We start from the raw sequence: 23,518 nt of genomic DNA on the forward strand, positions 1-23,518 counted from the left end.
GGCAGGCGACGACAGGACCAAGGCTCCGCGGACCGCCGCTGCCACGGCCGCCGATGGGCGGCCGGCCGAGCGCCGTGCCCGTGGGGGAAGAAACCGACGTCCGAAGGGGAACGATCATGCTGATAACCGTCACTCGCTCGGGAGGCCTCACGGGCGTGAAGAAGGCACGGGAGGTCGACACCTCGGCCCGGGCCGACGCCGCCCGTTGGGAAGGACTCGCCCGGCGCGTCCTGCCGCCGCCGGTCGCGGACGGCTTCCACTACCGGATCACGGTCGACGACCAGGTGCTCGAAGTGGATGAGACCGGCCTGACGGGCGACCAGCGCGAACTGATCCGCGGGGTCCTCTCCGAAGGGGCCTGACGCCCGCCGTGCACGACAAGGACCCGGCCGGGGTGGTCACCACCCCGGCCGGGTCCCTCGCGTAGGGGCGCCGAGCCCGGCCGGACGTACGACGCCCCCTCGACCGCCCCCGGCCGCCCTGGCCGACGGCTCAGCCGGCGGCGCGCAGGCCCCGCGTGTGCTCGCGCACCTGCGCCGGTGTCAGGTACGCGTCGGTGCTCTCGAACTCCCGCAGGGTGCGCGGCGCCGCGGACTGGAATCCGGTGCGCACGAAGTCGTCCCCGGCCACGGCGTTCAGCAGCCAGTTGGTCATGACCCGGGTCTTGGCCACGTTCGTCCGCAGTGCCGACCAGTGGTAGCCGCGGGCCACCGCCTGGGCGGGCAGGCCGCGCAGCGGGATGCCCAGGGGTTTCGACACGGCGTCGGTACCGCCGAGGTCGACCACCAGACCCAGGTCCTTGTGCACGTACGGCCGCAGCGGCTGGTGACGCAGCGAGGCGATCACGTTGTCGGCCAGCGTGCGCCCCTGCCGCAGGGCGTGCTGCGCGGTCGGCGGGCAGATCGCGCCGCTCTCGCCCTTGGCGAGGTCGGGTACGGCCGCCGCATCCCCCAGGGCGAAGACGCCCGAGGCGTCCGGCACCGTCATCTCCGGTGTCACCACCAGGCGCCCGCGCTCGGTCTCCGCGTCCATCGTGCCGATCAGCGGGCTCGCGGCCACGCCCGCCGTCCAGATGAGGGTCCTGCTGGGCAGGACCCGCCCGTCGGTCAGCGTCACCTCCTCCGGTCCCGCCTTGGCGACGCTCACCCCCAGCGACACCTGGATGCCGCGGCGCCGCAGGATGTCCAGGGCCGCCCGCCCCAGGGAGTCGCCGAGCTCGGGCATCAGCTTGGGCGCCATGTCCAGCAGGTGCCAGCTGATCTGCCGTCGGTCCAGCCGCGGGTAGCGCTTGACGGCGTTGTCGGTCAGCCGCTGGAGGCACGCCGCCGTCTCGGTCCCCGCGTAGCCGCCGCCGACCACGATGAAGCACAGCCGGGCGGCCCGCTCCGCCTCGTCCTGGCTGGCGTCCGCGAGGTCCAGCTGCGCGATGACGTGGTCGCGCAGGTACGCGGCCTCGGCGAGGGTCTTCATGCCCCGCGCGTTCTCGAGGAGGCCGGGGATGTCGAAGGTGCGGGTGACACTGCCGGGCGCCAGGACGAGGTGGTCGTAGGCCTCGTCGGTCACCTCACCGGTGATCTTGCGGACGATGCAGACCTTGGCCCGGGTGTCCACGCCGATCGCCGCACCGGGGATGATCCGGGTCCGGTGCCGGCTGCTGCGGCGCAAGGAGACGGCGATGGACTGCGGCGTCAGGACGCCGGAGGCCACCTGGGGGAGCAGGGGCAGGTACAGCTGGTACGCGTTCGGTGTGACCACGGAGATGTCGGCCTCGTCGGGGGAGAGCCTGCGTTCCAGACGTCGGACGCATTCCACTCCTGCGAAGCCCGCGCCCACTACGAGGATCCTCGGTCGCGCCACGGTGTCCGTCCTTTCTCAGGGCCGCCAGGTCATCCGCCCGCCTGCCCCGTCCGCGGCGACATGCACCCGCGGGGCGGGAACGGGCCGGAACAGGCCGGAAACAGCACGAACGCCGACGGGGCGGAGGCGAACCGTCAGCCGGTCCGGACTCCGCCCCGTCGGTGCGGTCAGCGGTCAAAGGTCAAGCGGTCGAGGGAATCAAGGAGGTCAGTGCTTGAAGACGTCCTTGATCTTCTCCTTGGCCTCGCGCGCGTCGCCCTTCGCCTGCTCGCCGCGGCCCTCCGCTTCCAGCCGCTCGTTTCCGACGGTGCGGCCCGCGATCTCCTTGATCTTGCCCTTGGCCTGCTCGGTCTTGGCTTCGCTCTTCTGCTCACCCGACACCGGTCATCACTCCCTATGCGTGCTGTGCGTGAGGAAACGTCTTACGTCAGCGCTTCTGACCCGTCCGCCGGACGCTAAACGCCCCCGTTCCACCGGAGCGTCCTTCATCGCCCCTCATACGCGGGGGGTTTCCGCATGATCAGAGGGGGCAGCCGGGCACAGGTGGACCGCATGTACCGCATGTCTCGATGAGGGAGTTGCTTTTCGTGAACGGAAATGTGTGGGCGTACCGGCGGACCTCGGGCTTCCGCCCGGGGATGGACCTGACCGGTTACAAGGTCGAGGCGACCGAGGGCCCGATCGGCAAGGTCGACAAGCACTCCGACGAAGTCGGGTCGTCCTACCTCGTGGTCGACACCGGCGTGTGGATCTTCGGCAAGGAGGTCCTCCTCCCGGTCCGTGCCATCACGAAGGTCGACGAGGACGCGCGGCGGATCTACGTCGACCTCACCAAGTCCGAGATCAAGGACGCCCCCGAGTTCGACCGGGAGAAGCACCTCGGCGCCGCGGACTACCGCTCCGAGCTGAGCACGTACTACGGCTTCGGCGCGTCCTTCGCCCGCCGCCCCGCCGCCTGATCCGCCCGCCCGCCCGACGCACCGCCCGACGCACCGCCCGGGACGATCGGCGCGGAACTCCCGACCAGCTCAAATGCGGGTCTCGCGCATACCGACCCGCAATGCTGGCAGGGACTACGCACGGCCACGCTGCACCCGCAGGACGGCCCGCGCCTTCCGACGCCGAGGACTGACTGACGATGCCCTTCACCCCGAGGGACCCCGAGGTGCTCAAGCAGCTGATCGCGCGCGAGGTGGAGGGGCTGCGCAGCGCCGCGCGGCGCCACGCGGGCGTACGGACGGGCGAGGGCGCCGGCGCCCCGGAGGAGGCGGGCACGGCGTGCGCGTGCGGCGGCAGCCCGGACCGCGCGCACTCCTGCGGAGACGGGACCGGGGGAGCGGCCGGGGATGAGGGCGCGGAGCACGATCCCTGGGGGTGCATCTGCGCGACGCTCCCCGCCATCCCGGTCTCCGCCGCGCTGCTCGTCCCCGTCCGGGACGGCACGGGCCGCACCGTCGACTTCACCGTCCGCGCCGGGAACCACGTCCGCGCCGCCGAATGGCTGGAGGCCCCCGACCGTCACGCCGGGCGCCGCCTCCTCGAGGTCCAGCCCGGGGCGGCGGCCGGCGGGCTGATCGGCGCGCTGTCCGAGGTGCTCAGCAGCGGCCGCGCGCTACGGGCGTACGCGGTGGACTACACGGAGCACCGGACGGACGGGCTGCACCGCACCCCGCTCCTCTACGACGCGGCGTCCTGCGGGGGCAACGTCCTGGCCACCTGGCGGCCCGCCCGCAACCGCACCGAGCTGCTCTCGCTCGACGCGCAGTACATCGCCTCGATGGGCTGGGGCACCTGGGACCTGCTCTCCGGTGACGTCGCCTGGTCCGAGGGGCTGGCCGCCATCTTCCGGGCGGAGACCGGTCGGCCTTTGTCGCTGGCCGAGCTGTGCGACGCGGTCCTCCTGGAGGACGTGTGGCGCTTCGGCCGACTGCTGACGGGGCTGCTCGACGGAGAGGAGCCGCCCGGCGGGGAGATCCGTTTCAGCGTGCTGGGGGAGGTCCGTACGGTGCACCTCGTGGGGCACCCCGTCATCGCCACGGACGGGCTCCCGTGGGCCGTCCACCTCATCGCCCGGGACCTGACGGCCCAGGTGCGCAGCCGCCAGAGACTGGCGTCCAGCAGGCGCTACGGGGAGCTGCTCGAGGAAGAGGCCGCCGCCGAGCGCCGGGTGGCCTCGGTCCTGCGGGAGGCCCTGCTGCCCACGCACTCCGCGGAGCTGGCCGAGCTCGGGCTCTCCCTCGCGACGGCGTACCTGCCTGCCGAGTCCGAGGCCGTCGGGGGCGACTGGTACAAGTGCCGGCGGCTGCCCGACGGCCGGATTCTCCTGGCCGTCGGCGACGCTTGCGGTCACGGGCTGCGCGCCGTGGCCCGGATGGCCCAGCAGCGGCACGCCCTCGCGGGGCTCGCCCACGCCCCCGGGACCGACGCCGGGCAGCTGACCACCTGGCTCAACGAACTGTTGTGCGCCGACCCGGCGGCGGAGACGGCGACCGGGATCATCGGACACATCGACGCCGGGCACACCCTGCGCTGGGCGTGCGCGGGCCACCCGGCCCCCCTGCTGCTCCGCGACGGCCGGGCCGAGGCGCTCGACACCGGACACCGGGGGCCCCTCTTCGGCCTCGTACCGGGCCACGCCTACGCCACCGCGACCGTGCGGCTGCGGCCCGGGGACCTGCTCCTGCTCTACACCGACGGACTGGTCGAGCGGCGGGGAGAGGACATCACCGAGGGGATCGCCGCGCTGATGGCCGTCCTCGTCTCCTGCGCGGGGCTCACCCCGCAGGAGACGCTCGACCGCGTCATGGGCAGTTTCGTCGTGGAGGACCACGAGGACGACACCTGTCTGGTGGCCCTGGGGTTCGACTGACGGGGGCCCGCGGACCGCACGATCGCGCCGGGAGCGCTCCGCCCGTGCCCGCCGCTTCGTCTGAGACCGGCAGGGCGGGGTAGTGGCTGGAAACCGGCACCATCGAGGGAGGACCAGATGACCGATCACGAGAAGGCCAAGGACAACCCGCGCACCACTCCGTCCCAGGCGGAGGGTGAGAGCGGCGACCGCGCGGCCCGCAAGCAGGCGGACGACGCCGTCGTGGGCCGCTCGGACGACGGCTCCGCGGACGCGGGGGGCCACGAGGCCAAGCGTCAGCGTCCGGGCATCGGCCGCGAGGAACAGGCCCGCCCGGACGGCGAGGACCAGTGACGGCGCGATCCGGGACCGCCCGCCCCGGGAAGAGCCCGCGCGGGCCCGGATCGCCCGGACCAGTGGACGGAGTGAGCTGAATGCGTACAGCGGCGGCACGCGCGATGGGTGTGGCCACCCTCGGATACGGCGTCGCGGTCGCCTGCCGCCCCGGTCTCCTGGCCCGCCCCTGCGGCTTGCCGGACCGGGGTTCCTCGGCCCTGCTGATCCGGGCCCTGGGAGTGCGTGACGCCGTCATCGGCGCCGCGATGGTGACGGCCCCCACGGGCGCGGCACTGCGAGCGGCCGTCTGCTGCCGGGTCGCCGTCGACACGGGCGACGCGCTGCTCTTCGGTACCTTCCTGGCCCGCCACAGGGAGCGCGCGAAGGCGGCCTCGGCCGCCCTCGCCTGGGCGGCCGTCTGCGGGTGGACGCTGACCGGGGGCGGGCAGCCCGCCGCTCCGGTCCTGCAGGACGCGACCAATGTCGCCGTACGGGCCGCCCAGTCCGTCACGCGCGCAAGACTCTGAGGGCCGCGCCCCGCGGCCCCGCCGGTGGGTGGGGCTCCGCGGGGCGCGGGCGGGATGCGTGCGGTCAGGCGGCCGGCTTGCCGGGCTGGTCGTGGGTCGAACAGTGGATGCCGCCGCCGCCCGAGGCGATCGTGTCGATCGAGACCGGTACGACGTCCCGCTTGGGGAAGTGCTCCCGCAGGATGCCGCGGGCCCGGTCGTCCGCCTTGCCGTCCCCGAACGTGGGCATGAACACGGCGTCGTTGGCCACGTAGAAGTTGGCGTACGTCGACACGAAGTCGTCGCCCCTGCCCGTGATCCGGTCCAGGTCGGGCTGCGGCAGGTCGATGACCTCGAAGCGCCGGCCGCGGGCGTCCGTCGCCTTCGACAGGACGGATTTCGCCTGGTCGGCCGAGCGCGACCAGGAGTCCGCCGGGGTGGTGGGATGCGCGCGGTCCAGCAGGATCACACCGGGCTCGGTGAAGCGTACGAGGCTGTCCACGTGGGCGTCGGTGATGTCCTGGCCGCGCACCCCGGCCAGCCAGACCACCTTCTGGACGCCCAGCGTGGTCTTGAGTTCCGCCTCGATGGTGTCGCGGTTCTTACCGCGGTTGCGGTTGTCGTTGACGATCGAACTCTCGGTGATCAGCAGGGTGCCCTCGCCGTCGGTCTCGAAGGAGCCGCCCTCGGCGACGAGGGGGGCCTGGACCCGGGCGATGCCGTACTTCTGGAGCAGGGTGCGGCCGACCGCACCGTCGTTCTCGTGCTCCTGCTTGTTGCCCCAGCCGTTGAAGTTGAAGTCGACGCCGACGACCTTGCCACCCTCCTCGACGAAGACGGGGACGATGTCGCGCGCCCACAGGTCGTCGACCGGCAGCGGGATGACCTCGACCGCGGAGCCGCACGCCCGCTGGGCGGCGTCCACCTGATCCGGCCGGGCCATCATGACGACCGCCTCGTACTTTCCGACGGCCCGGGCGATGCGCGCGATGTCCTCGCGGACGGAGGACAGGTCCTGCTTCCACACCGAGTTCAGGGCGGGCCACGCCATGAAGGTGCGGGTGTGGCTCTCCCACTCGGCGCCGAGGCGTCGCGCGCCGACCGCCGTGGCGGATCCGGCGGGCCCGGCGGTGGCTCCGGCCCGGGCTCCGGACCCGGAGGAACCGCAGGCCGAGGCGCCCATGAGCGCGGCGCCCACTCCGGAGAGGCCGCGCAGGACGGTCCGACGGCTGAGGGGGAGGAAGGGCATGGGGGGACTCCGGTCGTGGGCTGGCGGAAGAGGCATCCGGCCAGGGCAGGTGCAGGTACGGAGGTGAGGCGTAGGCCCACAAAACGGACTCCACGCCGAGGCGAGTCTTGCACTGACTGGAAATTCAGTCAAGGTGCGGAGGGTGCGGCCGGGCCCGTGTCGGAGCCGTGGCGGAGCCGGGCCGGGCCAGGCCGTGTCAGGTCGGGCAGCCGAGCCGCGGCCCGGCGCCCCCGGGCGCGCTACGCGACGACGAGGCGGGTCGGAGCCGTCGCCGGCGGCTCCGGCAGGCGCAGACCGGGCCCGCCGGGCGTGACCGAGCCGAGAACGCTCGCGTGCCGGGCGCCGGTGCAGGACGGGACGGTGCCCGGGAGGCCGTGGGCGGTGAGCCAGCCGAGCACGGCGAAGGCGTACGCCTCCTTCGCGCCCGACGGCAGCCCGAGTTCGTCGGATGTCCGCAGCGCCACGCGATCGCCTCGGCCCGCGCTTCCAGGCGCGCCCGCGCCCAGTTCGTCCCGCAGCCACCCCATCAGCACGGGGTTGCGCGTCCCGCCGCCCGACGCGATCACCTCCGTCGCCCCGAAGGGCCGCACGGCGTCGGCGACGGTCCGCGCCGTGAGCCGGGTCAGCGTGGCGACGACGTCCTCGGCAGGCAGCGGCCCGAACGCGTCCAGCGCCGTCCGCAGGTAGGGCAGGTGGAACAGCTCCTTGCCGGTCGTCTTCGGCGCGGGCCGCGCGTAGTACGGCTCGTCCAGCAGCCGCCGCAGCAGGGGCGCGTGCACGCTGCCCCGCGCGGCGAGCGCGCCGTCCACGTCCATGGAGTACGCCGCGCCGGCCGAGGCGTCGCGCCCCGCCAGCTCGCGCACCGCCGCGTCGATCAGCGCGTTGGCGGGCCCCGTGTCGAAGGCCAGCGGTGCGCCACCCGCTCCGTCGGGACCCGCCCCGTCGGGAACCACCGTGACGTTCCCGATTCCGCCCAGGTTCAGCGCCACGGGCACCCCCGGCCGTCCCCGCAGCCACATCACGTCGACGACGCTCACCAGGGGCGCGCCCTGCCCTCCGGCGGCCACGTCCCGCGTGCGGAACCCGGAGACGACGGGGCGGCCGGTCGCCTCGGCGATCCAGGCCGGTTCGCCGATCTGGAGCGTCCCGCGCACCCGGTCGGCCTCGGTCCAGTGGTAGACGGTCTGCCCGTGCGAGGCGATCAGGTCGGCGCGTCCGTCGCACAGCTCGCGGTCGGCCCGTACGGCGGCCGCGGCGAAGGCCTGCCCGATCCGCGTGTCGAGCCGGCACACCGTGGCCAGATCCACCCCGGCGGGCGGCAGGGCCCCGGCCAGCTCCGCCCGCAGCTCCTCGTCGTACGCCGTACTGATCAGGCCCAGGGGGGTCAGCACCAGCGTGTCCCCGTCCACGGCCAGGTCGGCGGCGGCCGCGTCGATGGCGTCGTACGACGTGCCCGACATCAGCCCGACCACCCGCAGGGCGCTCACCGCAGCGCCCGCTCGTGGACGCCGCCGCGCAGCGTCAGCAGTGCGAGGGCGCTGACGGCGCAGGCCGCCGCCGCGTAGTACGCGGGAATGTCGGCGTCCCCGGTCCGCTCGACGGCCTCGGTGATGATCAATCCCGCGCAGCCCGAGAACACGGCGTTGGACAGCGCGTACGCCAGCCCGAGCCCCGTGTAGCGCACCGTCGTCGGGAACATCTCGGCCAGCATGGCGGGCCCCGGCCCCGCCATCAGCCCGACGGCGGCCCCCGCGCCGAAGAGCGCCGCCCCCTTCACGTACACCGGCGCGCCGGGATCCCGTACGAGGTGCAACAGCGGCAGCGCGAGCACCGCGACCAGCAGCGCCCCCGTCAGCATCACCGCCCGCCGCCCGAGCCGGTCGCTCGCCGCACCGGCGGGCAGGATGGACGCGGCGAACCCCAGATTGGCCACCGCGGTCGCGATGAGCGCCTGCTGGAACGTTGCGTGCAGCGTGGTCTGGAGGTACGAGGGCAGCACGACCAGGAAGGTGTAACCCGCCGCCGACCACCCCGTCAGCCGCCCGACGCCCAGCGCCACGGCCCTGACCGTCTCCCCGGCGGGCGGCCGCCGCCCGGGCCCGGTCTCCCGGGCCGCACCCGCCGCGAAGGCGGGGGTCTCGTCCAGGCGCAACCGCAGCCAGAGCGCGCCGAGCCCCAGCGGTAGCGTCAGCAGGAACGGCAGCCGCCACCCCCAGTCGTGCAGCTGCGACGCGGTCAGTACGGTCGCCAGGAGCGCCGCCGCCCCCGCCCCCGCGAGCAGGCCGAGCGCCACCGTGAACGACTGCCACGCCCCGTACCGCCCCCTGCGGCCCGGCGGTGCGCACTCCGTCATGATCGACACCGCGCCGCCGAACTCCCCGCCCGCCGACAGCCCTTGGAGCACGCGCAGCATCGTCAGCAGCCACGGCGCGGCCGCGCCGATGGTGGCGTACGTCGGCAGCAGGCCGATCAGGGTCGTGGCGCCGGTCATCAGGCAGATCACCAGGATGAGCGTCGGGCGACGGCCGATCCGGTCCCCGAGCCGGCCGAACACCGCGGCCCCGACGGGCCGGAAGAAGAAGGCGAGGGCGAAGGACGCGTACGTCTTCACGAGCCCTTCCGCGCCGCTCCCGCCCTCGGGGGTGAAGAAGTGCGCCGCGATCAGGGTGGCGACATGGCCGTAGACGCCGAACTCGTACCACTCGATGAAGTTCCCGACGGACCCGGCCACCAGGGCCCGGCGGACGCTGCCCGGCCGGACCGTCGGAGCGGGCCGCACCGGACCGGGGGCGGGTGTGGTCATGGAGCAAGCGTGCGGAGCGCGCACCGGCTCCACAAGTCCCGTCCCCCGTATGCCGTACGCGCCCGGTGGCCCGCGTGCCCCTCCCGCGCGGGCCTACCAGGTGGGGCGGATCGGCCCCGGCGGCGTGAGCCGGGTCAGGTCGGCGACGAGCTCGCCGAAGCGGGCCTCGCCCAGCGCCTCCCGCAGGGGTGCGACGGCGTCCCGGGCGGCCTGGTCGGCGGCGCGGGTGGCGGCCCGGCCGGTCTCGGTCAGCGCCAGGAGCCGGGCGCGGGCGTCGTGGGGGTGCGGGTGCCGCTCCACGTACCCCTTGCGGACCAGCTCCTCGACCAGCTGCGCCGCGGCCTGCTTGGTCACCCCGAGGTGCTCGGCCAGGTCGGCGGTGGTGGCGCCGCCCGGGGAGATGCGGGCGAAGGCGAAGCCGTGTGCGGGCCGGAGGTCCTCGAACCCCTGCTGGGACACGCGGGCGTGGATCTCCTGCACCAACTGCCCGGAGAGTGCCAGCACGAGTGCGGAGAAGGCCAGAGCGTCATCCATGGGCTTGACTATAACTGGTCAAGCTGCTTGTCTTCATGGACAAGCTTCTTGTCTATATCGAGCCCATGGAGGCAGTCATGCCGTTCATCCACCGTGAGGAGGCCGTCGTGTACGAGATTCACGGCGGCCGTTTCGTGTCCTACGTCCGCCCGGACTCCGGCGGCCGGGACCTGGCCGCGTGGCGCGCCGAGATCCCGGCCGGAATGGTGGGCCCGGCCCACACGATCAGCGAGGAAGAGACGTTCTACGTCCTTTCCGGGAGCCTGCGGATGACCATCGGCGGCGAGAGCGCCGTACTCGGCGCGGGCGACGCGGCGGTGGCTCCGGCGGGCTGCGAGCTGTCCTTGGCCAACACGGCCGACCAGCCCGCCCACATGTGGGTGACCACCCGCGTCGGGCTGACCGCCGAGCTGGCCGACGGCAGCGTTCTCACGCCGCCCTGGGCCAACGGGGCCCAGGTCCGGTAGGCCCGCCCTGCCCGGTCGGACGGCCGCCGCCGGGAGGTCAGCCGGAGACGTCCAGGGCCGTCCCGTACAGCCGGTTCACCGTGAGCCGGACGACCACCCGGCGCTCGGCCACCAGCCGCGCCAGGAACTCCTCCTCGGCCGCTCCCGTCGGCCGGGCGTCCTGCGCGATCATCGCGAGGAGCTCCCGGCCGACGGGGTCACCCGGCGCGGTGGTGGGCTCGGACACCTCGGCCTCGCCCTCCGCGACACCGAACGACCACACGTCGCCACCCGGCACGTGCAGCGCCGCGCGCGGGTCGCGCCGCAGCTGGCGGACCTTCACGCGGTCGGCGGTGGTCGAGAAGCGCACGACGCGGGCCGCGGGGTCCCAGCTGTAGAGCATCGTGGTCAGGTGGGGGTGGCCACTGCTCTTGTTCGTGGCGAGGGTCCCGAATTGGTGCGCGCCCAGCAGCGCGGAGAGTTCCTCGTCGGACAGGGTCCGGGGTGCGGGTCCTTGGCTCATGGAACGGTCAACCCCGTTGAACAGCCCGTCATTCCATGGCCCCGATCTGCGACTGCGGCCACAGCGGCGGGAGTTCACCGGTTCGGGGGCGTCAGAGCGTGAGCACCCGGACGAGCAGCACGATCAGGGTGCCCCCGGTGAGCAGCGACCCCACCGCGGTGAACACGCGGTCGACCGTCGGCGCGTCCCAGCCCTGGATCTCGAACCGCCGGGGCGCCCGCGGGTCGTAGCGGACGAGGACGGCGGCCCCCACGCCGAAGCCCGCCCGGACACGCCCGCGCCCGAGGCGGGACGCGTGCTCGCACTCCTGGCCGTCCGCCGTGGTCCACGCGGCGACCGGGTGGTGGTAGGTGGCCCCGTCGTCGTCCCGCCTGACGTCGTGGCGGACGATCCGGGCCCTCGCGGTGACGCCCGAGCGCCGGATCGTCCGGGCGCGGCGGAGTCCGTACACGCCGAGGGGCAGGAAGACCACGCCGATCATTAGGGGGATGAGAGAGAAGAGCCATTCGCGTCGCATACGGTGTGCGACGCCTGAGCAGGGGTTTTGGTTGCGCCGAGGCGGGCCGCCGGCTCGGCCCCGGCCGTCGCGGCGGACCCCGGTTGCGGGCGTTCGGGGCCCGCTCATACTGAAGCGGTGAGGCGTCCTCGTACAGTCCTGCTGTGCATCGCCGGCCTGCTGGGCACCGCCCTTCCGGCCGGGACCGCGGCGGGCTCCGCGTCGGCCGCGCCGGCGGCGGGGGCCTGCGTCACCTCGCCCGGCCCCGCCCGGGGCGATGCGGCCAAGGTCCTGTCCATCGCCCAGGGGGCCCAGAAGGAACTGGGCCTGAACGCGGTGATCCTGCGCGTCTCCTCCGGTGACCGCGAGGTGCTCACCACGGCGCTGGGACAGTCGATGACGGGTGTCCCGGCCGACCCCGCGATGCACTTCCGCACGGGCTCCGTGGCGATCGTCTACATGGGCGTCGCCCTGCTCCGCCTCGTCGAGCAGGGCAAGGCCTCCCTCGACGACCCCGTGTCCCGCTGGCTGCCGGACGTACCCCACGGCTCGGAGATCACCCTGCGGATGCTCGGCGACTCCACCTCCGGCCTGCACGACTACGTCACGGACCCCGCCTTCCTCAAGGAACTCGAGGCGGCGCCGTTCCGCGCGTGGACGCCCGCCGACATCACCGGCTACGCGACGCGGCAACCGCTCCTCTACAAGCCGGGGACCAACTGGAGCTACTCGCATGCCAACTTCGCGCTCCTCGGCGCCGCGCTCGAGAAGATCAGCGGGCTTCCGCTGGACCGGCTGCTCTCGGAGCAGGTGATGCGACCGCTCGGACTGACCCAGACCAGCAACCAGTCCACACCGCGCATCCCCGAACCGGCCCTGCACGCCTTCACCTCCGAACGCGGCATCTATGAGGAGTCCACTTACTGGAACCCCTCGTGGACCACCGCTCCCGGCGCCGTCCTCGTGCAGAACATCTGCGATCTCGACCGGTCCGCGCACGCCGTCGGAACCGGCGAGCTGCTCTCCGCGAAGTCCTTCAAGACCCAACTGGACCCGGGCACCATCGGCTTGGGCCACGCCACGTCCTCCTGCCCGGCGAGTGTCTGCCTGCTGGCCAACACGGCGACCCACCATTTCGGCCTGGGCGTGCTCATCGCCGACGGCTGGATCCTGACGAACCCCTCCTTCTCGGGCTACGCGGGCATCCAGGCCTACCTGCCGGCGCAGAAGCTCGCGATCTCCGTCACCGTGACGCAGGGCCCCAAGAGCCCCGCGGGCAATTCGGCCCAGACCATCGCCGAACGCATCTCCGCGGCCCTGGCCCCCGGGCACGCGCTCAAGCCGCGTTGACGCAGGTCTGGTCCTTCGCCGGGAGCTTTCCGGTGGCGAGGTACGCGGTGACCCGATCGTCGACGCAGCCGTTGCCGTAACGCCCGAAGAGGGCATGCCGGTTGGCGCCCTCGAGGGTCACCATCCGGGAACTCGGCAGCAGGCGGCGCAGTTCGGCGCTGCCCTTGTACGGGGTGCGCGGGTCACCGGTGGCGGCGACGATCAGCACCGCGGCGTCACGGCTGACGCGGGTGGGCTCCTCCCGGGGCCGGTCCCAGAAGGCGCACGGGCCGATGTTGTTGCTCATCGGCCCGAACAGCGGGTGCGCGGCGCGGCCGCGCTCGATGTCGCGCCAGTACACCTCGGGGTCGCGCGGGGCGGCCACGTCCCCGCAGAGGACCGCCGCCTGTACGCCCGAGGGCTCGGCCCCGCCGTGCAGCAGGTAGCGCAGCGTCGCGGCGAAGCCCGGCGACAGCGCGCTCGGCGCCGCGCCCCGCGCGGCCTTGTCCAGTACGGACATCTGCTCGCCGAGGAACGCCCGCGTCGGGTCCCTGTCGTCTCCGATGGCGCTGTAGAGGAGCACCGGCACCTGACTGTCGTCGATCCGGAAGGTGTCGGTGCCGACGCCCACGGTCAGCGGTGCGCGCGCGGCCGCCGCGACCACCCGCCCGGTGGTGGCGAGCACCTCGGCGCGGGTGCGCCCGAGACCGTAGGTGTCGTGCCGCCGGGCCGCCCAGGCGGCCCAGTCCGAGAGGGCCCGCTCGCTCTCGCGCTCGGATCCCTTCAGCAACCGGGGCCCGTAGTCGGCGGGGTTGATGGCCCCGTCGAGCACGACCCGGTCGTAGCGGCCGGGGAACATCTGGGTGTAGACGGTGCCGAGGTAGGTGCCGTACGAGTAGCCGAGGTAGGAGATCCTGCGCTCGCCGAGGGCGCCGCGGATGACGTCCATGTCGCGGGCCGTGTTGCGGGTGCTGATGTGCGCCAGCACCGAGGGGTCGGTGGCGCGGCACTTGCTGGCCAGGTCCTTCTGCAGCGCGACCTGGCGGTCGAAGCCCGCCCGGCCCGCGCCCGCCGAGAACCAGGACGTGCCGACGGTCCAGCCGCAGTCCAGCGGGGTGCTGCGGCCGACGAAGCGCGGGTCGAAGCCGATGATGTCGTAGCGCGGGCCGACCTCCTTCATCGCCTTGCGGACGTCCGGCGGTGACTGGACCGAGGGTCCGCCCGGGCCGCCGTTGTTCAGCAGGATCGAACCGATCCGGTGGCGGGTGTCGGTCGCCTGGAGCCTGGACACCGCCACCGTGATCGTCCGGCCCCCGGGGTCGGCGTAGTCCAGCGGTACGGTCACGTCCGCGCACCGCACACCGGCCTCGTCCAGAGCCCGGCCCGCGGTGTCGGCGGGGCCCGTGGCGCAGGTGCCCCAGCCGGGGCGCTGCTGGTAGTACCGGTCGAGCCCGGACCCGGCGCCCGGGGCGGCGGGGCCGGCGGCCGTGGCGGGGGCGGCGGCCGTGGCGGGGGCGGGCGAGGCGGCGAGGCAGGCGGTGAGGGCGAGGCCCACGGCGGATGCGAGGCGTGCGGCGGGGCTGAGGGCGGTCATGGGTCTCCTTGGCGGGCGGGGTCGGCGCGTGCGCTCGTACGAGTCGACCGCTGCGGGTGAGCGCGTGTCCCGAGGCTAGGAATCCGGCCCGGCACGGCACATCGCCCACGGGCAGGAGGACCCCGCTCCCCCTCCCGCCCCGCCCGGGACCGCGGCCCCGGCAGAGGCCGCGGCCCCGGCCCGGACCGCGGCCCCGCCCGCGCGTCAGGGGCTCAGCAGGTGATGGTGACCTCGTGGACCACCGGGCGGGCCGGGTGCGGGAACGAGGCCACGCCGAAGGTGCCGCGGATGGTCGAGCCGCACGGGACGGTGCTGACCGGGCCGTGCACCTCGAGGTTCGCCGCGGTGAAGGTGACCCACTTGGTCTGGGTGCCGGGCGCGGCGCCGGCGCCGATCACCTCCGCGGACAGGGTCGTGATCAGCTCCTTCGGCGTGGGCGCCGGGCTGCCCGGGGAGGGCGGGCCGGCGAGGCCGACCGTGCCGTAGAACTCGACGGTGTTACCCGTGACCGCGGCACACAGCCGCGTGGACAGCCCCGCCTGGAGGCCCGAGTGGCCGCAGGAGGTGACGGTCGCGACGGTATCGGCGGGCTGCGCGGTGGCGCCGGCGGGGGTGATCGCGAAAACGGCCAGACCGGCGGTCCCGGCGGCGAGCAGCGCTAAGCGGTTCATGGTGTCCTCCATGGTGTGGATCACCGTCCAAGGGTTGTCCGGACGGTGTGCATGACATGTGATATTTCACATGTCATTCAAACGCAAGTTGATCAAGACCTGAACGCTTCCCGTCCGCCCCATGGCCATCTCGCCCCGGGGCGAGGCGAGTGGGGCCCGCCCTGGGGCGCCGGGGTCCTCCCTCGCCCTCAGTCGTGATCCGGCCCGCGCCGGGCCGACCGGGCGAGGCGGTCCGCGAGACCCTCGACGAGGCCGCGGAGTTCGTCCGGCCCTTCGATGACGAACGGCAGGTCCATGGCCGCGAGCACCGCGGGCACCCAGTCCAGCCGCTCCGCGCGCAGTTCGACGCGGGACCACTGTTCGGGGCCCGCCTCCGCGCCGCCCGCCGTGGGCAGGTTCCGTACGACCGCGATTCCGGCCGGAAGCCGGGCGCCGACCTGCTCGGCCGTCCCCATGACGCGCAGGGTCACCTCATGGCGGTACGGCGCGGTGGCGAAGCCCGCGAGGACGTGCCGGGCCGGATCCAGCCCGGCGCGCGGCTCGAACGAGCCCGGCAGGGTCCTCGCGTCGGTGACGCGGTCCAGCCGGAAGGTGCGGTCCTCGCCGATCGCGGGATCCGCCCCCGTCACGTACCACTTGCCCGCGTGCGCGACGAGCCCGAACGGATGCAGGGTGCGCTCGCTGCGGTGCCCGTCGGAGGCGACGTACCGGATCGCGACCGGCCGGTGATGGCGCACGGCATCGGCGATCGAGAGCAGCACCGCCGTCTGCGGTACGGCCGCCCCGCCGCCCGGCGCGGTGAAGGCGAGCGATGCGAGCACCGCGTCCAGCCTGCGGCCGAGCCGTTCCGGCAGTACGCGCCGGATCTTGGCCGCCGCGGTGTCGCTCGCCGTGCCCGTGGCCGTCGTCAGGCCGGCCCGCTGACCGGCCACCAGACCGAGCAGCACGGCGAGCGCCTCGTCGTCGCTGAGCATGAGCGGGGGCATGCGGTATCCGGGGGCGAGCCGGTAGCCGCCGTAGCGGCCCCGCACCGACTCCACGGGCACGTCGAGGTCGACGAGGTGGGCGGCGTACCGCCGCACCGTGCGTTCGTCGACCTGGAGCCGGTCGGCGAGTTCGGTCACGGTCCGGATCCCTCCCGACTGGAGGAGTTCGAGCAGGGCGAGGACGCGGGCGACGGGGCGGGGCATGTCGCGAAGTCTCTCGCACATACCGGGCAGGTTCTGTCCGGTATGGGTCGTAGCGTGCACCAAGAAGGCGATGAAGACGCTGAGAACAGACCAAGCAGGAGATATCCCCATGAATTTCGTATCCCTCCGCATCATCACCGGTGACGTGGCCCGCCTCGTCGACTTCTACGAGCGCGCCACCGGAGTGCGGGCGCACTGGGCCACCGAGGACTTCGCCGAGCTCAGGACCCCCGCGGCGACCCTCGCCCTCGCGAGCACCCGCACCGTCCCGCTGTTCGCGCCCGGCTCCGCCCGGCCGGCCGACAACCGCAGCGTGATCCTGGAGTTCCTCGTCGACGACGTGGACGGCGTGTACCGGAACCTCACGGGCTTCGTGGCGGACTTCGTCAACGAGCCGACCACGATGCCCTGGGGCAACCGGGCGCTCCTGTTCCGCGACCCCGACGGCAACCTCGTCAACTTCTTCACCCCGGTCACCCCGGCAGCGATGGCGAAGTTCGCCGCTCAGTAGGTCCGCGCCCCGGGCCCGGCGTCTCGTGTGTGACCGGGAGCGTGGTCGAGGAAGTGGACGTCGTAGCGGTCCTGGTCCGGCAGCAGGTCGGTGAAGGGCTGCAGGCCGTGCTGGACGCGGCCCAGGGTCCGGAAGTAGTCGAACCGCGCCACCCCTGAGCCGAGGACGGCCAGCAGTTCGGCCGGGCCGTCCGCGGTGGCGCCGAAGGCGTGCGGCGAGCCCGGCGGGACCAGGACCACGCCTCCCGCGTCGACCGCCTCGACGGCGCCGTCCAGCCAGAACTCCACCGTCCCGGCGAGCACGTGGAACAACTCCGCCGAGCGGGCGTGGAAATGCGGCCGGGCCCCGGGCGCGCCGGGCCCGAGGGTCAGCCGGTTGGCGCCCAGCGGGCCGCCGTCCGTCAGCAGGGTGAAACCACCGCCGTGCGGGAGCGGTACGTACTCGGCGTCCTCGGCCCGCACGACCACCGCCGCAGCTCCCGTCGCACCCGTAGCTCCTGTCGCCCCCGTCACCCTCGTCGCCGCCGTACCCGCGTGCTGTCCTGCCCTGTCCGCTGCCATCGCTGACGCTCCCGTCCTCCGTGCCGATCCGACACCTCCATTCGACCCGGGGAAGAACGGGCGAACCAGAACCGTTCGCGACCTACAGAGATCACCGGTCGTGATGAATGGGAGTGGGATGGAGCTGCGACAACTCCGGTACTTCGTCGCCGTGGTGGAGGAGGGCGGCTTCTCGCGCGCCGCCGAGCGGCTGCACATCGTGCAGTCCGCCGTCAGCCAGCAGGTGCGCCGTCTCGAACGCGAGCTCGGCCTCACCCTCTTCGAGCGGTCCACCCGCCGCGTCACCCTCACCGCGGCCGGGGAACGGCTGCTGCCGGAGGCGAGGGAGGTGCTCGCCGCCGCGGACCGGACCCGGCGGATCGCCGCGGAGATCGCCGCGAGCGACACCGCCACGCTGCGCCTGGGCACCGTGCGGGGACCTGGGGACCGGGTGTACCGGCTGCTGGCCCGGCTGGCCGAGTCGGCCCCCGGCCTCCGGGTGCGCGTGCGCGGCTTGCCGGTCGCGGACCGGCTGGCGGCCGTCCGCGCCGGCGCGCTCGACGCCGCGCTCGTCCGGGCCCTGCCGGCCGCTCCCGGGCTGGAGCTGATCCCGCTCTGGGAGGACCCGCTGTACGTCGCCCTGCCCGCCCGGCACCCGGCGGCCGCCCTGGCCCTGCCGGCCCTCCGGGACCTGGCCGGTCTGCCGCTGCGGCTGGCCGAGCGGGCCCGGAACGCGCCGTTCCACGACCTGGTGACGGGCGCGGTCAGGGCGGCGGCCGGCGCCGACGCGCCCGCCGGTCCGCCGTTCACCGACCTCCAGGACACGCTCACCGCGATCGGGGCGGAGGGCGACCGCGCGCCGTCCTGGACGGTCTTCTACCAGGTCACCGGCCTTCCGGAGGTCGCCGGTACGGTCATCCGCCCGCTGGCGTCCCCGGCCGTCACCACCTCGCTCGCCGTCCTCCCCGGCCCGCCGGGCCCCGCGCTGCGCGGGCTCCTCGCGGCTGCGGCCCCTGCACCGACGGGGAGTTGAAGACCGCCGGTCACGGTCACGGACGCGCCCCGGCGCCGACGGCGCCGGACGGATCCGGGGCGGGGACGAGGCGGAAGGCGTCCCCGTCCCGTCGCACGAACCCGGCGGTCGGGGGCGGGAAGTGGCTGCCGAGCAACAGGGTGTCCGTGTCTGCGATACGTTCCAGCAGGCGGGTGCGCGTCCGGACGGCGGCGGCCGGGTCGATGTCGACGCAGCTGCAGATGGCCGGATCTGCGAGCTGGACCGGGTGGTGGACGCAGTCGCCGGTGATGACGGCGTGGTGCCCGCCGCTGTCGAGCGCGACGGCGATCTGCCCCGGCGTGTGCCCGGGGGTGGGAATGAGGGTGAGCCCGGGCAGGACCTCAGTCCCCTCCTCCGCCACGTCCACCAGGTCGAGTTGGCCGCCCGCGCGGAGGGGCTCCACCGAGTCGTCCAGCATCAGGCGCCGGCTCTCCTCCATCTCGGCCCCGGACCAGTAGGCGTCCTCCGCGCGGGCCGTGAGGTAGCGGGCGCGCGGGAAGGTGGGCCGCCAGGTGCCGTCGGGACCGGTGCGGGTGTTCCAGCCCACGTGATCGGCGTGCAGGTGGGTGAGGATCACGTAGTCGACGTCCTCGGGCGCGAAGCCCGCCGCGGTCAGCCGGGCGAGGTAGTCGGTGTCGAGGTCGTTCCAGGCCGGGTTGGCCCGGGTCTTGCCGTTGCCGACGCCGGTGTCGACGAGGACGCGCAGACCGGCGATCTCCAGCGCGAAGGTGTGCACGGCCAGGCGCAGTCCGTGGTCGGGCCCGGCGAAGGAGGGCCGGAGCCAGTCGATCCCGGCGACCGTCTCGGGAGTGGCGTCCGGCAGCAGCCACGGTCCGGTGGCGGGGGGAAGGGTGAGCTCGTCGATGCGGTGGACGGCGATGTCACCGATCTGCCAGTGGGACACGTGGACGCTCCTGAGGGTGGGCGCGGGCGGCGGCGCCGCCCGGTGCGGGGACGGGGCCGCTCGCTCCACGACGGTGAGTCGCGCTGAGTCGCTTCGCTGACAGATAGATCATCAGACAGCTCCCCAAAACGCAAATTCTTAGCTTTAGTTGCTCACGGGACTCAGGCGCCGGGTTCGCGGCACGCCGCGGCGACGAGGGCGCGCGCGTAATCGGCCGTCAGCGGTCCCGGGCGGAACAGGATGCGGTACATCATCGGAGCCACCACCCGGTCCAGTACGTCCTCCAGCCCCGGTGCCCGCTCCCCGCGCCGCTCGCCGCGCTCGAGGATCACGGCGAGCTGCTCGGCGGCGTACGCGGAGCACTGGTCGGCGCCGCGCCCGTCCGGAGCGCCGCTCAGCGCGTCCCGGACGTAGGCGCGGCCGGGCGGCGAGGACATCTCCTCCAGGAACTGCCGCGCCCAGGCGTCGAGGTCGGCTCGCAGCGACCCGAGATCGGCCGGAGGGCCGTCGGGCCGCAGGTTCTCGACCGCCACGTCCGCCAGCAGTTCCTGCAGGTCACCCCAGCGCCGGTACACCGTGGACGGCGTCACCCCGGCCCGCGAGGCGACCATCGGCACGGTCAGCCCCTCGCGCCCCCGCTCCTCGACGAGGGACCGCACGGCCGCGTGCACGGCCTGCTGGACACGGGCACTGCGGCCCCCGGGACGCGCTGCGGGCCTGACACTCATGGCATTCACCTTAACGCTACGAATGAGCTTTCGAACCGGGTCGGCCGAGCCGGGCTCCGACCTGATCGAAAGCCGTCGCGGGTCGGTCGGTTGCCGCGAATGGCTCATCATTCGTGTACTTGGCAGGCCGTCGGCCGGGATCGGTGCCATCGTCGCTGCAGACGCATCCTTTCCTTTCGCGCAACGTGTGGAGACGGCATGCCCCATCGACGCCGCTGGCTGGCGGCCGCCTGCCTGAGTACGGTCGCTGCCGTCCTGCTCGCCACCGGGAGCACCCTCGCCACGCCCCCGCGGAAGGCGTCCGGCCACAACGCCGGGCCCGACGTCGCGGTGGGCGCCTACCTCCACTACGACTCGGTCGGCGTCGACAGGATGCAGGAACTCTCCCGCTGGCTCGGCGGCGCCGACCTGCGCGCCGGGCACACCTACCTGCCGGGCGACACCTGGGCCAATATCGAGGGGGCGCCCGAGTCCCTGCGCAGCTGGGCGCGGTGGCGCGGGGCGCGGGGCGACCGGCTGTTCGTCCTGAACGTGCCCATGCTGGACCACAACGAGGGGGGCGTCCCCGACGCCCAGGTCGCCGAGCTGCTGCGGGCCGGCGCGCAGGGCCGCAACGACCACCACTTCCGCCGGCTGGCCGAGCGGCTGGTCGGCCTCGGAGTACCGGACACCGTCATCGTGCTCGGCTGGGAGATGAACGGCTTCAACTACACCCACCGGTGCCGCCCCGACCCGGAGAGCTGGAAGCGGTACTGGCGGCACATCGTGGCCGCCATGCGCGGGGTGAAGGGGCAGCGGTTCCGGTTCGACTTCGCCCCGAACCGCGGCAGTGACGCGATCGCCTGGACCACGTGCTACCCCGGGGACGACGTGGTCGACATCGTCGGCATGGACTCCTACGACCAGCCGCCCGGCGAGAGCTTCGCGGACTACGTCACCCAGCCCTACGGACTGAAGCACCAGGTGGACTTCGCGCGGGCGCACGGCAAGCGGATCTCATACCCCGAGTGGGGGCTGTTCCGCAACGGTGACAACCCCGAGTTCATGGGGGACATGCTGGCGTGGATCGCCGACCACAGGCCGCTCTACCACAGCATCACCGACTACTGCCCGCACGGCGTGTGGCAGTGCGCCCAGAACCCGCGCTCCGCGGGCGTGTTCCGGGACTTCCTGTCCACCGAACACGGCCGCGCGCGGTCCGTACGTCCTGCGGCCGGGAACCTCCCGGGCGTGCACCCCGGGCGCGGCTGAGGCGGCCCGCCCGCTCAGCCGCTCCGGTGGTGCAGCGCGGCGAGCACGCGGTCGGGTGTCAGGGGCAGTTCGCGCAGCCGCCGCCCCGTGGCGTGGGCGACGGCGTTGCCGATGGCGGCGGCCGTGCCGACGATGCCGATCTCGCCGATCCCCTTGCTGCCCATCGGGTTGAGGTGCTTGTCGTGTTCGTCGATCCAGTGCGCCTCGATGTCCGGCACGTCGGCGTGCGCGGGCACGTGATAGGCGGCCAGATCGCGCTCGGCGAAGTCGCCGAACTCCCGGTCCATGGTGCTGTGTTCGGTCAGCGCCATGCCCAGTCCCATGACCATGGCGCCCTTGAACTGTGAGCGTGCGGTGCGCGGGTTGAGGATGTGGCCGGCCGCGAAGACGCCGAGCAGCCGTCGGACGCGTACCTCTCCGGTGACCGTGTCGACCTGGGCCTCGGCGAAGTGCGCGCCGAAGGCGTGCCGGGCGTAGGGGGACTTCTGCTTGGCCGACTGCGTCGTGTCGGCCGAGGCGGACAGGCCCTCGGCCGGCAGCGGCCCGTGGTGGCGCTCCAGGCGCGCGGTCAGCGCCGTGCAGGCGTCGTGGACGGCCCATCCCCAGGACGCCGTGCCGGCGGACCCGCCGGCGAGCGCCGCCGCGGGCAGCCCGGTGTGCCCGAGGGCGAGGGAAACGCTGTCGAGCGGGACCCGCAGGGCGTCCGCGGCCACCTGGGCCAGGACGGTACGGGCGCCCGTACCGATGTCGGTGGCGTTGATCTCGACGAGGAAGCCGCCGTCGGGCCGGGCGTGCGCGCGGGCCGTGGAGGGGGAGACGAGCACGGGATAGGTCGCGGCGGCCACACCGGTGCCCAGCAGGTACGGGCCCTCACGCCGCGGGGTGCGCAGGGCGCTCCAGGCGAACCGGTCCGCGCCCTCGCGCAGGCACTCCACGAGGTGGCGGCTGCTGAAGGGGCGGCCGCTGTCGGGTTCGGTCGGGGGTTCGTTGCGTACGCGCAGCTCGATGGGGTCGATGCCGAGGGCGTCGGCCAGTTCGTCCATGGCCGATTCCAGGGCGTACATGCCGGGCGCTTCCCCGGGCGCGCGCATCCACGACGGGGTCGGTACGTCCAGGGCGACGGCGCGGTGCGTGGTGCGGATGTCCGGTACGGCGTACATGACACGGGCGGGCACGGCGGCCTGCTCGACGAACTCGCGGACGCGCGACGTGTGGGTGGTGATCTCGTGGGTGAGGGCCGTGAGGGTGCCGTCGGCGCGGGCGCCGAGCCGGATCCGGTGCAGGGTCGGGGCGCGGTGCCCCACCGTCGCGGGCAGGTGGCCGCGCGGGAGGGAGAGCTTGACGGGCCGGCCGAAGTGGCGCGCGGCCATCGCGGCCAGCACCACGTGGGGGCGCGGGGTGCCCTTGGAGCCGAAGCCGCCGCCCACGTGCTCGGACACGACGGTGACGTCGTCCTCGGGAAGCTTCAACAGGGAGGCCAGCGCGGCCCGGACGGGCCCCGCCCCCTGGCTGGAGTCGTGCACGGTCAGGTGGTGGCCCTCGGCGTCCCAGTCGGCCGTGGCGGCGTGCGGCTCCATCGGGTGGTTGTGCAGGGGAGCCACCGCGTAGGCACAGTCGACCCGCACGGCCGCGGCCGCCAGGGCCGTGTCCGGGTCGCCCTGCTCCCGGTGGGCGGGGTGCCCGCCGTTGGCCTGCTCCGGGGTGTAGGCGCCGGGATGGTCGGCGCGGAGGGTGACGTCGTGCGGTTCGCCGGCGTAGGCGACCCGCACCCCGGCCGCGGCGGCCCGCGCGCCTTCCAGGGAGTCGGCGACCGCGAGGGCGACGTACCAGCCGCGATGCGGGACGCGGGGGTCCTGGAGCAGCTGGAGCGTGGGGTCGTCGGAGGGGCCCAGGCGCGGCGCGTTGAACGGGGTCAGCACGCCGACGACCCCGGGCACGGCCACGGCGGCGGTGTCGTCGACGGAGACGACGCGGCCGCGGGCGACTTCCGCGGGGACCGGCCAGGCGTAGGCGCAGCCGCGCGGGGTGTGCTCGGCGGCGTAGCGCGCGGCTCCCGTGACCTTCTCGCGTCCCTCCCGGCGGGGCACGGGGCTGCCGAGGGCGGTGGTGGGGCGCATGACGGGCTCCCTTTCTGATCGGTGCGGGCGGC

Annotated in this window: 25 protein-coding genes; 10 read left to right on the plus strand and 15 right to left on the minus strand. The window is 73.9% G+C overall.

What is annotated here, in order from left to right:
- Nucleotides 1-116 precede the first annotated feature (116 nt).
- Nucleotides 117-362 (plus strand): protealysin inhibitor emfourin, encoded by a 246-nt coding sequence (locus ABT084_RS00085; RefSeq protein WP_351037153.1) that lies wholly within the window; start codon nucleotides 117-119, stop codon nucleotides 360-362.
- A gap of 130 nt (nucleotides 363-492) precedes the next feature.
- On the opposite strand, the gene ABT084_RS00090 is transcribed toward ABT084_RS00085, so the two are convergent.
- Together ABT084_RS00090 and ABT084_RS00095 are read right to left on the minus strand one after the other, a co-directional pair.
- Entirely contained in the window at nucleotides 493-1,857 is a 1,365-nt protein-coding gene (locus tag ABT084_RS00090) for an NAD(P)/FAD-dependent oxidoreductase (protein WP_351037155.1), read from the minus strand.
- A 207-nt stretch (nucleotides 1,858-2,064) separates the two neighbouring features.
- Nucleotides 2,065-2,238, minus strand: coding sequence for a CsbD family protein (locus ABT084_RS00095; RefSeq protein ID WP_351037157.1), 174 nt, complete (start codon nucleotides 2,236-2,238; stop codon nucleotides 2,065-2,067).
- 206 nt (nucleotides 2,239-2,444) lie between these two features.
- Here ABT084_RS00095 and ABT084_RS00100 point away from each other — a divergent pair, with 206 nt between their 5' ends.
- From ABT084_RS00100 to ABT084_RS00115, 4 genes are all read left to right on the plus strand, one after another.
- The gene (locus tag ABT084_RS00100; protein ID WP_351037159.1) at nucleotides 2,445-2,816 is read left to right on the plus strand and encodes a ribosome maturation factor RimM; all 372 of its coding nucleotides are present in this window, start codon (nucleotides 2,445-2,447) and stop codon (nucleotides 2,814-2,816) included.
- A gap of 179 nt (nucleotides 2,817-2,995) precedes the next feature.
- Nucleotides 2,996-4,726 (plus strand): PP2C family protein-serine/threonine phosphatase, encoded by a 1,731-nt coding sequence (locus ABT084_RS00105; RefSeq protein WP_351037161.1) that lies wholly within the window; start codon nucleotides 2,996-2,998, stop codon nucleotides 4,724-4,726.
- A gap of 117 nt (nucleotides 4,727-4,843) precedes the next feature.
- The gene (locus ABT084_RS00110) at nucleotides 4,844-5,059 is read left to right on the plus strand and encodes a hypothetical protein (protein WP_351037163.1); all 216 of its coding nucleotides are present in this window, start codon (nucleotides 4,844-4,846) and stop codon (nucleotides 5,057-5,059) included.
- A gap of 80 nt (nucleotides 5,060-5,139) precedes the next feature.
- Nucleotides 5,140-5,568, plus strand: a complete 429-nt coding sequence (locus ABT084_RS00115) for a hypothetical protein (RefSeq protein ID WP_351037165.1) — start codon at nucleotides 5,140-5,142, stop codon at nucleotides 5,566-5,568.
- Between the two features lie 64 nt (nucleotides 5,569-5,632).
- Here the strand turns inward: ABT084_RS00115 and ABT084_RS00120 are convergent, their stop codons facing one another.
- From ABT084_RS00120 to ABT084_RS00135, 4 genes are all read right to left on the minus strand, one after another.
- A complete protein-coding gene (locus ABT084_RS00120) occupies nucleotides 5,633-6,796 on the minus strand; it encodes an agmatine deiminase family protein (RefSeq protein ID WP_351037166.1) in 1,164 nt (387 codons plus the stop codon).
- A 239-nt stretch (nucleotides 6,797-7,035) separates the two neighbouring features.
- Nucleotides 7,036-8,274: an anhydro-N-acetylmuramic acid kinase gene (locus tag ABT084_RS00125; RefSeq protein WP_351037508.1), complete on the minus strand. Its 1,239-nt coding sequence runs from the start codon at nucleotides 8,272-8,274 to the stop codon at nucleotides 7,036-7,038.
- A gap of 5 nt (nucleotides 8,275-8,279) precedes the next feature.
- On the minus strand, nucleotides 8,280-9,599 hold the full coding sequence (locus ABT084_RS00130) for an MFS transporter (RefSeq protein ID WP_351037168.1): 1,320 nt from the start codon (nucleotides 9,597-9,599) through the stop codon (nucleotides 8,280-8,282).
- Between the two features lie 93 nt (nucleotides 9,600-9,692).
- The gene (locus tag ABT084_RS00135) at nucleotides 9,693-10,133 is read right to left on the minus strand and encodes a MarR family winged helix-turn-helix transcriptional regulator (protein ID WP_351037170.1); all 441 of its coding nucleotides are present in this window, start codon (nucleotides 10,131-10,133) and stop codon (nucleotides 9,693-9,695) included.
- A 77-nt stretch (nucleotides 10,134-10,210) separates the two neighbouring features.
- On the opposite strand from ABT084_RS00135, the gene ABT084_RS00140 reads away from it, so the two are divergent.
- Nucleotides 10,211-10,600 carry a cupin domain-containing protein gene (locus ABT084_RS00140; protein ID WP_351037510.1) on the plus strand — a complete coding sequence of 130 codons (390 nt, stop codon included), beginning with the start codon at nucleotides 10,211-10,213 and terminating at the stop codon, nucleotides 10,598-10,600.
- A gap of 37 nt (nucleotides 10,601-10,637) precedes the next feature.
- Here ABT084_RS00140 and ABT084_RS00145 read toward each other — a convergent pair whose 3' ends face one another.
- Together ABT084_RS00145 and ABT084_RS00150 are read right to left on the minus strand one after the other, a co-directional pair.
- Complete coding sequence (locus ABT084_RS00145; protein ID WP_351037172.1) at nucleotides 10,638-11,102, minus strand: PPOX class F420-dependent oxidoreductase; 465 nt, start codon at nucleotides 11,100-11,102, stop codon at nucleotides 10,638-10,640.
- 91 nt (nucleotides 11,103-11,193) lie between these two features.
- Nucleotides 11,194-11,619 (minus strand): DUF3592 domain-containing protein, encoded by a 426-nt coding sequence (locus ABT084_RS00150; RefSeq protein WP_351037174.1) that lies wholly within the window; start codon nucleotides 11,617-11,619, stop codon nucleotides 11,194-11,196.
- Between the two features lie 117 nt (nucleotides 11,620-11,736).
- On the opposite strand from ABT084_RS00150, the gene ABT084_RS00155 reads away from it, so the two are divergent.
- Nucleotides 11,737-12,948, plus strand: a complete 1,212-nt coding sequence (locus tag ABT084_RS00155) for a serine hydrolase domain-containing protein (RefSeq protein WP_351037176.1) — start codon at nucleotides 11,737-11,739, stop codon at nucleotides 12,946-12,948.
- On the opposite strand, the gene ABT084_RS00160 is transcribed toward ABT084_RS00155, so the two are convergent.
- The 3 genes from ABT084_RS00160 to ABT084_RS00170 form a co-directional block, all read right to left on the minus strand.
- The gene (locus ABT084_RS00160) at nucleotides 12,935-14,521 is read right to left on the minus strand and encodes an alpha/beta hydrolase (RefSeq protein WP_351037178.1); all 1,587 of its coding nucleotides are present in this window, start codon (nucleotides 14,519-14,521) and stop codon (nucleotides 12,935-12,937) included. The two genes, ABT084_RS00155 and ABT084_RS00160, sit on opposite strands and share 14 nt — an antisense overlap.
- A 212-nt stretch (nucleotides 14,522-14,733) precedes the next feature.
- On the minus strand, nucleotides 14,734-15,192 hold the full coding sequence (locus ABT084_RS00165) for a hypothetical protein (protein WP_351037180.1): 459 nt from the start codon (nucleotides 15,190-15,192) through the stop codon (nucleotides 14,734-14,736).
- A 188-nt stretch (nucleotides 15,193-15,380) separates the two neighbouring features.
- On the minus strand, nucleotides 15,381-16,382 hold the full coding sequence (locus ABT084_RS00170) for a helix-turn-helix transcriptional regulator (RefSeq protein ID WP_351037182.1): 1,002 nt from the start codon (nucleotides 16,380-16,382) through the stop codon (nucleotides 15,381-15,383).
- 109 nt (nucleotides 16,383-16,491) lie between these two features.
- Between ABT084_RS00170 and ABT084_RS00175 the strand changes: the two genes are divergently transcribed.
- On the plus strand, nucleotides 16,492-16,893 hold the full coding sequence (locus tag ABT084_RS00175) for a VOC family protein (RefSeq protein ID WP_351037184.1): 402 nt from the start codon (nucleotides 16,492-16,494) through the stop codon (nucleotides 16,891-16,893).
- Here the strand turns inward: ABT084_RS00175 and ABT084_RS00180 are convergent.
- On the minus strand, nucleotides 16,887-17,360 hold the full coding sequence (locus ABT084_RS00180) for a cupin domain-containing protein (RefSeq protein ID WP_351037186.1): 474 nt from the start codon (nucleotides 17,358-17,360) through the stop codon (nucleotides 16,887-16,889). The genes ABT084_RS00175 and ABT084_RS00180 overlap by 7 nt on opposite strands.
- A gap of 211 nt (nucleotides 17,361-17,571) precedes the next feature.
- Here ABT084_RS00180 and ABT084_RS00185 point away from each other — a divergent pair, with 211 nt between their 5' ends.
- Nucleotides 17,572-18,465, plus strand: coding sequence for a LysR family transcriptional regulator (locus ABT084_RS00185; RefSeq protein WP_351037188.1), 894 nt, complete (start codon nucleotides 17,572-17,574; stop codon nucleotides 18,463-18,465).
- A gap of 16 nt (nucleotides 18,466-18,481) precedes the next feature.
- Here ABT084_RS00185 and ABT084_RS00190 read toward each other — a convergent pair whose 3' ends face one another.
- Together ABT084_RS00190 and ABT084_RS00195 are read right to left on the minus strand one after the other, a co-directional pair.
- The gene (locus ABT084_RS00190; protein WP_351037190.1) at nucleotides 18,482-19,390 is read right to left on the minus strand and encodes an MBL fold metallo-hydrolase; all 909 of its coding nucleotides are present in this window, start codon (nucleotides 19,388-19,390) and stop codon (nucleotides 18,482-18,484) included.
- Between the two features lie 161 nt (nucleotides 19,391-19,551).
- Nucleotides 19,552-20,118: a TetR/AcrR family transcriptional regulator gene (locus ABT084_RS00195; RefSeq protein ID WP_351037192.1), complete on the minus strand. Its 567-nt coding sequence runs from the start codon at nucleotides 20,116-20,118 to the stop codon at nucleotides 19,552-19,554.
- 198 nt (nucleotides 20,119-20,316) lie between these two features.
- On the opposite strand from ABT084_RS00195, the gene ABT084_RS00200 reads away from it, so the two are divergent.
- Nucleotides 20,317-21,369, plus strand: a complete 1,053-nt coding sequence (locus ABT084_RS00200) for a glycoside hydrolase family 26 protein (protein ID WP_351037194.1) — start codon at nucleotides 20,317-20,319, stop codon at nucleotides 21,367-21,369.
- A gap of 14 nt (nucleotides 21,370-21,383) precedes the next feature.
- On the opposite strand, the gene ABT084_RS00205 is transcribed toward ABT084_RS00200, so the two are convergent.
- A complete protein-coding gene (locus ABT084_RS00205) occupies nucleotides 21,384-23,486 on the minus strand; it encodes a xanthine dehydrogenase family protein molybdopterin-binding subunit (RefSeq protein WP_351037195.1) in 2,103 nt (700 codons plus the stop codon).
- Between the last annotated feature and the right edge of the window lie 32 nt (nucleotides 23,487-23,518).

Source organism: Streptomyces sp. NPDC002138 (assembly GCF_040296485.1).
Lineage (GTDB): Bacteria > Actinomycetota > Actinomycetes > Streptomycetales > Streptomycetaceae > Streptomyces.

Bases quoted from the DNA above. Each gene is read 5' to 3' on its own strand.
- ABT084_RS00085 (WP_351037153.1), top strand. From the start codon at position 117: ATGCTGATAACCGTCACTCGCTCGGGAGGCCTCACGGGCGTGAAGAAG.
- ABT084_RS00105 (WP_351037161.1), top strand. From the start codon at position 2,996: ATGCCCTTCACCCCGAGGGACCCCGAGGTGCTCAAGCAGCTGATCGCG.
- ABT084_RS00110 (WP_351037163.1), top strand. From the start codon at position 4,844: ATGACCGATCACGAGAAGGCCAAGGACAACCCGCGCACCACTCCGTCC.
- ABT084_RS00115 (WP_351037165.1), top strand. From the start codon at position 5,140: ATGCGTACAGCGGCGGCACGCGCGATGGGTGTGGCCACCCTCGGATAC.
- ABT084_RS00120 (WP_351037166.1), bottom strand. From the start codon at position 6,796: ATGCCCTTCCTCCCCCTCAGCCGTCGGACCGTCCTGCGCGGCCTCTCC.
- ABT084_RS00130 (WP_351037168.1), bottom strand. From the start codon at position 9,599: ATGACCACACCCGCCCCCGGTCCGGTGCGGCCCGCTCCGACGGTCCGG.
- ABT084_RS00135 (WP_351037170.1), bottom strand. From the start codon at position 10,133: ATGGATGACGCTCTGGCCTTCTCCGCACTCGTGCTGGCACTCTCCGGG.
- ABT084_RS00140 (WP_351037510.1), top strand. From the start codon at position 10,211: ATGCCGTTCATCCACCGTGAGGAGGCCGTCGTGTACGAGATTCACGGC.
- ABT084_RS00145 (WP_351037172.1), bottom strand. From the start codon at position 11,102: ATGAGCCAAGGACCCGCACCCCGGACCCTGTCCGACGAGGAACTCTCC.
- ABT084_RS00150 (WP_351037174.1), bottom strand. From the start codon at position 11,619: ATGCGACGCGAATGGCTCTTCTCTCTCATCCCCCTAATGATCGGCGTG.
- ABT084_RS00160 (WP_351037178.1), bottom strand. From the start codon at position 14,521: ATGACCGCCCTCAGCCCCGCCGCACGCCTCGCATCCGCCGTGGGCCTC.
- ABT084_RS00165 (WP_351037180.1), bottom strand. From the start codon at position 15,192: ATGAACCGCTTAGCGCTGCTCGCCGCCGGGACCGCCGGTCTGGCCGTT.
- ABT084_RS00170 (WP_351037182.1), bottom strand. From the start codon at position 16,382: ATGCCCCGCCCCGTCGCCCGCGTCCTCGCCCTGCTCGAACTCCTCCAG.
- ABT084_RS00175 (WP_351037184.1), top strand. From the start codon at position 16,492: ATGAATTTCGTATCCCTCCGCATCATCACCGGTGACGTGGCCCGCCTC.
- ABT084_RS00185 (WP_351037188.1), top strand. From the start codon at position 17,572: ATGGAGCTGCGACAACTCCGGTACTTCGTCGCCGTGGTGGAGGAGGGC.
- ABT084_RS00195 (WP_351037192.1), bottom strand. From the start codon at position 20,118: ATGAGTGTCAGGCCCGCAGCGCGTCCCGGGGGCCGCAGTGCCCGTGTC.
- ABT084_RS00200 (WP_351037194.1), top strand. From the start codon at position 20,317: ATGCCCCATCGACGCCGCTGGCTGGCGGCCGCCTGCCTGAGTACGGTC.
- ABT084_RS00205 (WP_351037195.1), bottom strand. From the start codon at position 23,486: ATGCGCCCCACCACCGCCCTCGGCAGCCCCGTGCCCCGCCGGGAGGGA.